At 35.4% G+C, this 8,731-nt stretch carries 9 protein-coding genes; all 9 read left to right on the forward strand.

Annotation, left to right across the window (positions count from 1 at the left end):
* Positions 1–1,391: hypothetical protein (locus Q0992_RS16805; RefSeq protein WP_299527076.1), on the forward strand; the 1,391-nt coding region annotated here is incomplete at its 5' end.
* A gap of 110 nt (positions 1,392–1,501) precedes the next feature.
* Positions 1,502–2,068, forward strand: a complete 567-nt coding sequence (locus tag Q0992_RS16810; protein WP_299527078.1) for a hypothetical protein — start codon at positions 1,502–1,504, stop codon at positions 2,066–2,068.
* A gap of 2 nt (positions 2,069–2,070) precedes the next feature.
* Positions 2,071–2,721: a hypothetical protein gene (locus tag Q0992_RS16815; RefSeq protein WP_299527080.1), complete on the forward strand. Its 651-nt coding sequence runs from the start codon at positions 2,071–2,073 to the stop codon at positions 2,719–2,721.
* A 168-nt stretch (positions 2,722–2,889) separates the two neighbouring features.
* Entirely contained in the window at positions 2,890–3,306 is a 417-nt protein-coding gene (locus tag Q0992_RS16820; RefSeq protein WP_299527082.1) for a hypothetical protein, read from the forward strand.
* Positions 3,307–3,363: 57 nt separating this feature from the next.
* Complete coding sequence (locus Q0992_RS16825; protein WP_299527084.1) at positions 3,364–3,765, forward strand: hypothetical protein; 402 nt, start codon at positions 3,364–3,366, stop codon at positions 3,763–3,765.
* Positions 3,766–4,126: 361 nt separating this feature from the next.
* Positions 4,127–5,146 carry a hypothetical protein gene (locus tag Q0992_RS16830; protein WP_299527086.1) on the forward strand — a complete coding sequence of 340 codons (1,020 nt, stop codon included), beginning with the start codon at positions 4,127–4,129 and terminating at the stop codon, positions 5,144–5,146.
* A 154-nt stretch (positions 5,147–5,300) separates the two neighbouring features.
* Positions 5,301–5,747, forward strand: a complete 447-nt coding sequence (locus Q0992_RS16835) for a hypothetical protein (protein WP_299527088.1) — start codon at positions 5,301–5,303, stop codon at positions 5,745–5,747.
* Between the two features lie 125 nt (positions 5,748–5,872).
* Entirely contained in the window at positions 5,873–6,751 is an 879-nt protein-coding gene (locus Q0992_RS16840) for a hypothetical protein (protein WP_299527090.1), read from the forward strand.
* 237 nt (positions 6,752–6,988) lie between these two features.
* Complete coding sequence (locus Q0992_RS16845; protein ID WP_299527092.1) at positions 6,989–8,245, forward strand: sodium:proton antiporter; 1,257 nt, start codon at positions 6,989–6,991, stop codon at positions 8,243–8,245.
* Positions 8,246–8,731: the final 486 nt, after the last annotated feature.

The raw sequence follows: 8,731 nt of genomic DNA on the forward strand, positions 1-8,731 counted from the left end.
ATGGAAGGCCGAGATGTTGCGAAAGCCGCAATGAGTTCAACTTCCCCCTTACGTTCAACAGCTTCTCTATTTTGAACCAGTTAGATTCACAAATTGCGGCAGCCCGCAGGGCAAGAAGGAAAGTGGACGAGTGGTTAAAAAAACAAGAAAACACTTTTTTGAAGGAAATAAACAGGCAGATGGGCAGAAACTATACGTCTTTCTCAACTGCGCAAAGGGAATATTTTAAGTTTTACGAAGGCGGAAAATATGGTAATCTTGGTCCCATAGCACGCTCTAGAGAATTGAGTGCTAAAAATGGTGTCTGGTCTAAAAATTGGAGAGAAACCGCAAGGACTCACATCCAAGATTATACGAATTTAAATAATTGGATCGAATGTGGTTATTGTACTGAATATTATGGCTTTGCGTTAAATTCCTTACCCGTAAATAGCGATTATGACAGTGGTCCAGGCCCTAGGTTCTATGCAAATAGTTATAGAAGTAGTGCCTATTCTTCATTTGGGAAAGCTTTTTATACAAGTGGGCTGAACAAATCTCGTTCCGTTGGTCTAGCAAAAATGGTAAACGAAGGGAACATTCTAAAAAAAATAAGCGATTTAAGAGTTGCTGACTATAGAAGACTAGGCTGGCAAGCAAAGGTTTTTCAAATGAGCGCTTATTTGATAAGTAGTAATACCAATTGCCGAACTCCTCAGTTCAGTTGTTTGCCAAGCACATTATCAGAATATAAACCTCGTTTGATTTGGAATGACAGTATTCTGTTAAATTGGTCAAAAGAATATTCTCCAGTAATTCCTAGAATTCAATTCGTCTTTAGCGACGAATACATGCAACAACAAATAAATCTTCTTACTACGGGTTCATATGGAGTTTGGTCAAGGCAAACTATTATTGACTTAGTAGAACGAGAAAGAAAGGAGGTTGCTGATGTAATTTTAAAGATACCAGAAGAGAATAAAATATGTGGTGGCATTAGATGGTCCGCGATAGGTGATGCTAATTATACTATGATCACAGGGTTACGTCTTATATCAAGGCTACCGATTTTAGGTCAACTTGGGATTGGGCCTACCAGAGTAATCAATCTTCCCAACATTTGCATACAAATTCCTAATTTTGACTATGATTCAAATGGCAATGAAATTAGACGACCTAGTCACGTTTCTACTACTAGACTGAAACTAGCTTGGGAGGGGGCAGTAAATGGTCTTGCTTTAGACGAAGAATTAATTAACATACTAGAAAAACGGGAGCCAACGGATGCCGAATATGGTGCGGCTATGGTAAAAAATTTAAACTTGGTTTTCCAAGGTTTAAGATTAGGATCCACAGCTTCACTTGGATATTGCCGGGGTGCACGAATTTCCGTAGTAAGATATTGTAATTAAACCCAAACGACATCGATTTAAACGATTTAAAGATTAGATTTCCCGAACTATATAGTATCCTGAATGATTATTATGGTTTAGAAGAAGAGGCTAAGTATGAAATTGAGGAATTGATTCTTGATAAGATTGGGAATGCAAAAAATTACAACTCTTATTGGAAAAATGGAGTGCTTAAAACCATTAGCGAGAAGTTAAATTATAGCCTCCAAGGAATAACCTTTGGGTTTATACCAAACTATGGCGGGCAATTACAATTTTCAGAGGATTTGGGTAACGGTAAAAAAGCCATTACCCAAATTCAATTTTACGTTAGCATTTTACGTGATGTTTATACCATTCAAATATTAGAGATTGAGGAATCAATAGAATACAACCAAATGCTCAAAATGGAATTACCATTGCCAATTCTAAAAGAAATATGGGTGTCTCCTGAAAACCATCGATATAAAGATTTGTTTTTATCAATTAAATCTTCATTAGAGGCTATTATTAAAAACCCGATTTTTTTACCTTACAGGATTCAACAAATTGAATTAAAAAACATAAAGCCGCCAACAATGGAGGATAAAGATAAATATTCAGTTGGAGATGCATTTTTCAGAAAGATTTTACCCTTACAAAGAAAAGACGCCACTATTTTCGGTGATCAAGATTTCGAAATCGATAAATTAAACTAGTTATGTTAAAATCAAAAGGGGTTAGTTTTATTTTTTTGATTTTTCTTTTTGTCTTTGGGCATGGACAAGATATCAAAGGAGAATGGATGCAGGTCAAAATTCCTAATCATATTAATTACCCCCCAATAAGTATTGTCGAACTAAAAATCGACAGTATTTTTTCATATAACTTCAATGAACTAATTAAGAAGGGAAAGCTAGAAATTAAAGGCAACAATTCAATAGTATTAAATGACTCTGTAACATTTGAATTCAGATTCATTGGGAATAACATTTTTGAAGAAAAAATCAATAATCCGGTGGGACAAAAAAATGATGCATTTAGATATGTACGATTATTACCAACAAAAGACAAAAATAATCTGGTTGAAAGTCTTAAAAATAAGATTTACCAAATTTCTCTCCCCGATGAAAAAGTAACTTTTGAATTAGGTAAAAAAATGCACGCAGATAATGCCATCATTATTAGTAATCCGCCAATAGCGGCAAATTACACAAGTATAGAAAAATTTAAAAACACTTACTTCTTGTGTTTCTATGCAGTTAAGCATAGAACTTATGCTTTTCCTATTAAAGAAATAAACGAAAATTATTTTTCGATATATGGGATTCCAAAGGAAGAAAACGAATTGATTGTCGAAAGAATAGATTAGTATTTTAAGTTGTCCAACTCCGCAGTAGTTATAGTGCTGCGGTGAAAATATGCTATTGTAGAATGTTCAGTAAAAATGCGCAATTTTAATAGGGCGAAGCAGTTAAGCCCTGCCCGTCGGCAGACAAGGTTCTACTGTTGAGGTAAAAACAATGTAGTCGTTATGCTGGTGAAAAATCTAAATAAGAAAAAGTTACCATATATTTCTTTGGTCGATTTCCTTGAAAAAGCTAAAGACTCAAAGGCATACTCCAATGGTTGTATCGAAATCTGGGGAGATAGTATAGGTCGACCTGGAGATAATTTATACTCGATTTCCGATATCGAAGTTCCAAATCAAAGAACCTTAAAAATAAACTTGGGCCATGGAAATATCAAACTGATCGACCCTAAAGAATTTTACTGTGACAATACATCTTTGATAGTGAATACGAGCAGCGAAGTAATTTGGGAAATGCCATTGATAAATCTGAAACTATATTATCTGGTCGAAAAAAAATTCGGTGACATCATGTGCAATTCTACAATAGGGGAGCATACCTTCAAAATTGACAAAGAAAAACCAAGTTTTAAAATGTATTTTTAAAAACCACCTCTGTGATTATCAGCTTCATTCCAATGCCATGTGAAGAAATTTTCGAGAATGGAAGAAAAACTGGAAAGCGTAATTAAAGACTACGAGGATGATAAAATCTCCACTGATTTTGCATTGCAAAAAATTCACAAAATCAGTCACAAACGAATTTCAGCATATGAATTGGACAATTATTGGAAATCAAAAAGCTTGGAAGACTTCATCAAGCAATTAGCTTTCAAACCAATAGAAGACTGGGCGTTGATAGAAGACAATCAAGCAATCCATATGATAAATGTAATACTTAAAAATCTTGATAGGGATGAACTGATAGCCGAATATGGCGAAGCCCTTGAAAAAAGATATCGTAAACCATCCGGAACACTTTCAGATTTAATTTTTTACGACGATTTAAACAATGCTGAATTGATATTGAAAAAGCTTAAAACAGATACAAGCACAAGATTATAAAATGTCTTGTTAAAACTAATATCCAACGAATTTTTGCAAACATAAGAATGTATATCGATTATGCTCGAAAGAAAGGTGTAAAAATTAGATTTAAACCCGAATAGCATTATGGAAGAAAAACTTAATCCTGAATTAAAAAAATAATACTTGAAAAAATAGACTTTGTTGAACGGTATAGACCTATATCAGCAGAATTCAGAGATCTCCAAAATGAATTTTTCAACTATGACAATGAAAAGGTCAAAACAATATTTACCGAGCTTGGCCATTACTTTAGAAATCACAAGAGAGAAAACTTTTTTGGCATAAGGCAAAAACTTGACTTATATGAGCTTTATTTCAATGTTAGCTACAATTTGAGATGGATAAAAAGAGAATTGAATTAATAGTTGAGGCATTAAATATTTCGGATAACTATTGTTTTATAGATTCAGTAGCAGAAACAGAACTGCTCTTACAAAAATCTTATTCATCGATATTAGGCCAGCAAGCGTTAAAAGACTCTCTTGAAATGGATGGCGACCCTAAAAGACATTTATCTGAATGGCGCTTAATTCTTAAAAATGAAATTGTTAAACAAGACATCACAAATCAAAATGCACTAGAGATTATTTATCGAATAGAGAATAAAGTCACCAGAAATTGGCTTCTCATTTTCCTTATTAATCGAGCGGCAGAAAACGGAAATATAGATTTTGCTGACGACCTAGTTGGTCAACTTGAAGACGGAGATGGATATGTTGCCAGTCAATGTAATGCAAATCGAGGGATATTGCGACACATGCTTGATGATATAGACCTAAAAGAATTTAAACGAAGGTTAAAACTTTGTAAACCTTCAAAAGGACCGAGAAACCGAGTAATAGACATCAAGAGGTCTTTCATGGAAAAATATTCTTTCCAAAACGGATTCAGTGATACTTTCAAAGTGGCTCAAGACAAGATTTTCGGTTCTTCATTTTTCCCTTATGCTCTTTATCCAGAAACCCATAAAATATCAATGAGTCAAATGATCGATCTAATTGATGGCACACCTGAATTAAAAGACTTCCGGTATTTAAAAGCCCGTGTTCTTTTAAAGTACGCTGAAAATGACGAACATCTTAATGGAAAAGATTTTGAGTTAATATTCACTGAAATCGAGAGAATCGAAAAGTCTTACAAAGAGGAAGGGAATAGACTTCGAGACATACTTGCTTTGGACTTAGGTAGCTCCACTGAGAACCTTGATAGAATAGAAAGATGTAAAAAGCTAATTACAAACCCAATGCTCAAAAGAGAACTTGGGTACCATGAGAAAAATGTAAAAAGTAGCCAACATCCTGTACGAAATCATAGCTGTTTAACGATTAAACGAGGCAATGGCAATACCAATATATGATGATTTCAAGAATGAATTGAAAAGACTTAATGGAGACATATGAGGTTCTGGAAATACCGGCATCCAACCAATTTTCACCAAACATAAGAACGTATATCGATTATGCTCGGAAGAAGGGGTGACAATATGGTTTTTGGCCGAGTGATAAATAATTATGAGAAAAATATTAGAAAAAGTAGATTTTGTAAACCGCTACCAAAAAATCTGTGAAAAGTATAATGATTATGAAAATAGTATGTCTGGTAGCGATAAGAAAAAATATTTAGAAATTTTAAATTCGATAAATGATGAGGTTAGTTATTCTTCAAAGGATAGAACTTTCAAATATTCTTTTAAATATAAAAATTGCATCCTAGATATGATTTTGACCATGCATAATGGGATGGTTGAAACTCATTTAAATTATCTGAAAGATGATAAATGGCTTATGTTCAATCGATTTGATGGTTATGCCCAAGAACTAAACCCAGACTTTAACAGAGAAATACACAATATACCCAAATATTCGTCTTTTAAAGAACTTGAAAATATCTTAAGAGAAATTTTTGGCATCTATGAAGACATAAAAAAAGAATTGAAAAGACTTAATGGAGACATATGAGGTTCTGGAAATACCGGCATCCAACCAATTTTTGCCAGACATTTAGAATGCGATACAAATTATCAATATTGTTTTGCTTGATCTTCCTGATTTCTTGTAAAAGCAAAAATCAAGAGAAGAACGAAATGGTATCAAAAAAAGAATCTGTTTTAGAGACAAGTCCGATAGCAAGAAAGGAGATTAAATCTGAACCTGAAGTACTGGATTGTGATGAATATTGGATGAATAGATTTCCGAATGACTCGATAAAAACCGAATACATTAATGAACTAACAGCCGAAGGCCATCTTACAAAAAACAATTTAGAATTCTTGAAAGCCCTAAAAAATCAAAAACAAGAGAGATTGGCATTTGAAAATGTTCTTTCCCCAATTTTTAGACTTTCGAATACAGAAATTGGACTATTGACTTTTCCAAAATATGAACAGGTTGGAAACAACCTTGTTCCAATTTCAAGAGAGATGGACCTGATCGATGAGTTTGGCACAATAAAGGAAAATACAATGGAGCATTTCGGAAAGATTAAATTTTATCCCATGCTTTTAGATTCTGTTTTTAAGAACAACACCAAACCGAGCATTTATTATTACACGACAGATAAGATTGGTTCGACCAAAATAATGGAATTGGGAGCTTACTTTGATGAGTGTTTGGAATATTATGAATACTCAATTGATACGACGACAATTTCTAAAAGCGACAAAGTTCTTTTTAGCAGTCCATTCAAAATTGATCTGGTATTTGAGCGCAATAAAAAAATAGATTCACTGATTAAAAGTGATTATAAAAAAGAATGTCTTGATTGTCCGAGTAGTTTTGAACTTCAAAAGACATTTGCAAGAATAAAGGGAACGGATAATATGTATTTTATCTATGCAGATACATTTCCAATCAATAACGAATTGGACACACCTTCCAGAGCGTTGATTTTAATTCACCCAGAAAACCAAATCATTTACTTGTGGTATGATGCAATTGACCTATTCGGTTGTAGTTGTCTGTAGAAAACGATTTGCAATGGAGAAACTGAAAAATGCCTGTGCCTAACAACGGCCATAATTCACCGGCCCGACAGCATAGTACCAGCGGGTTCAAACCCATTGACCATTTATCTCCATAAAGATTTTTGCATCTGGTATAAGAAGTTTAAACAAAATTCATTTTGTATGACTTTCAGATGTCTTTAATTATTTTCTATTTTGAGGCCCGTAATAAAATGATCAACCACTTTTTTCTCTAGAATGGACTATTTTGTCATCACCAGCATTCTTGTCTTTCTTTCAGCCGTTTTCGGGTATCTCAATGTTAGATTTATTAAACTGCCCAATACCATAGGGCTGACCCTGATCACCATTTTATTTACCCTGGGGGTTTTTGCACTGAGTTATTACGACGATACCCTATTGCAAGCAGAGCGCTTTATCATCTCGAAAATAGATTTTAAGGTGGTCTTGTTGGATATTATGTTGAGCTTTTTACTTTTTGCAGGGGCCTTGCATACCGATTTACAAAAATTAAAGGAACAACGTTGGCCGGTATTGGTCTTTGCCACTTTTGGCGTTTTGGTCTCTACTTTTTTGGTGGGCACGGGAGTATATTACTTGTTAATGGTACTCGGCCTCAAAGTGCAGTTCATTTACTGTTTGTTGTTTGGGGCGTTGATTTCGCCAACGGATCCCATTGCCGTTTTGGGCATTCTAAAAAAAGCGGGGGCACCCAAAAAATTGGAGATTAAAATTGTGGGAGAGTCATTGTTCAATGATGGTGTGGGTGTCGTAATATTCCTGACCATTTTCGGATTGGCCAGCGGCTCTGGAACGGGCTTTTCACTTTCCGGTATTCTAGAGCTATTTGCGGTTGAAGTTTTCGGAGGGTTGCTTTTAGGCCTCATTCTAGGCTGGTTGACCTATTATTTTCTAAAAAAAATCAATGATTATAATATTGAGGTCATTATTACCCTCGCCACGGTAATGATCGGTACCCTGGTGGCCACCCATCTTCATGTTTCTGCCCCACTGGCCATGGTAGTGGCAGGACTCATGATCGGCGGAACCAAAACCCGGGAACACGCCATGTCAGAACTAACCGAGGATTACGTTGACAAGTTTTGGGAACTGATAGACATTCTATTGAATACCATTTTGTTCGTGTTGATCGGTATGGAAATGTTGGTGCTTGAATTCAATACCACTTACATTTATGCCGGATTATTGGCCATTCCGATAGCCTTGGTCTGTCGGTATCTTTCTCTGGTCATACCGGTACAACTTTTTCAAAAACGATTGGATTTTGTGCCAAATACCACCCTCATCATGACTTGGGGCGGTCTCAGGGGAGCGATTTCCATTGCTTTGGCCCTCGGGTTGTCTGAGAGCATGGAGCGCGATTTATTTTTGGTGATCACCTATGTTATTGTCATTTTTTCAATTTTGGTACAGGGCTTGACCATTGAAAAGCTTATTGCCAAACTTCAACTTAAGCCGAAGGGAAATGAATAGCAAAGACTCTTGGTCTTTCGAACATAAATGCCTTTTGATCAATTTGCTATTTTAAGTTAGAAACCATTGTCTCGATAGCTATAGGGATAACGTTTTTATGACAAAACTAGGCGGGAGAATCATGCTGCCCTTTGGGTGTTGACTTTGCCACAAGCCCCCTACTTTGTGCATAAATGGCAGATTCCTGTATATAAATGGCAGATTCGTGTTGGCTGACTTCAAAAAATAACTTACTTTGAACACTTAAACCTGTTGCAGTTCTTATAGTGGGGTGTTGGCAATGTTGGTGTTTAGGGCGTAACAGGAGTATCCCAAACTATTTTTAAATTACCGACCGATGAAAAAACTGCCCTTACTTCTATTGTCTTTGTTCTCGGTTTTTGCCTTAGCACAAACGAAGCAGACCTATAAAATCGGGATGCTTTTAGACAACCAAACCCCAGAATTGGCCCCCTTGGTGCAGCAATTGAAAGGTGAAATAAAAGC

Source organism: Winogradskyella sp., from assembly GCF_028289625.1.
Classification (GTDB): Bacteria; Bacteroidota; Bacteroidia; order Flavobacteriales; family Flavobacteriaceae; genus Winogradskyella.

What these genes read in the sequence shown, in the direction of transcription:
- Q0992_RS16815 (WP_299527080.1), top strand. Translation starts at nt 2,071, where the DNA reads ATGTTAAAATCAAAAGGGGTTAGTTTTATTTTTTTGATTTTTCTTTTT.
- Q0992_RS16825 (WP_299527084.1), top strand. Translation starts at nt 3,364, where the DNA reads ATGGAAGAAAAACTGGAAAGCGTAATTAAAGACTACGAGGATGATAAA.
- Q0992_RS16835 (WP_299527088.1), top strand. Translation starts at nt 5,301, where the DNA reads ATGAGAAAAATATTAGAAAAAGTAGATTTTGTAAACCGCTACCAAAAA.
- Q0992_RS16845 (WP_299527092.1), top strand. Translation starts at nt 6,989, where the DNA reads ATGGACTATTTTGTCATCACCAGCATTCTTGTCTTTCTTTCAGCCGTT.
- Q0992_RS16840 (WP_299527090.1), top strand. Translation starts at nt 5,873, where the DNA reads ATGGTATCAAAAAAAGAATCTGTTTTAGAGACAAGTCCGATAGCAAGA.
- Q0992_RS16830 (WP_299527086.1), top strand. Translation starts at nt 4,127, where the DNA reads ATGGATAAAAAGAGAATTGAATTAATAGTTGAGGCATTAAATATTTCG.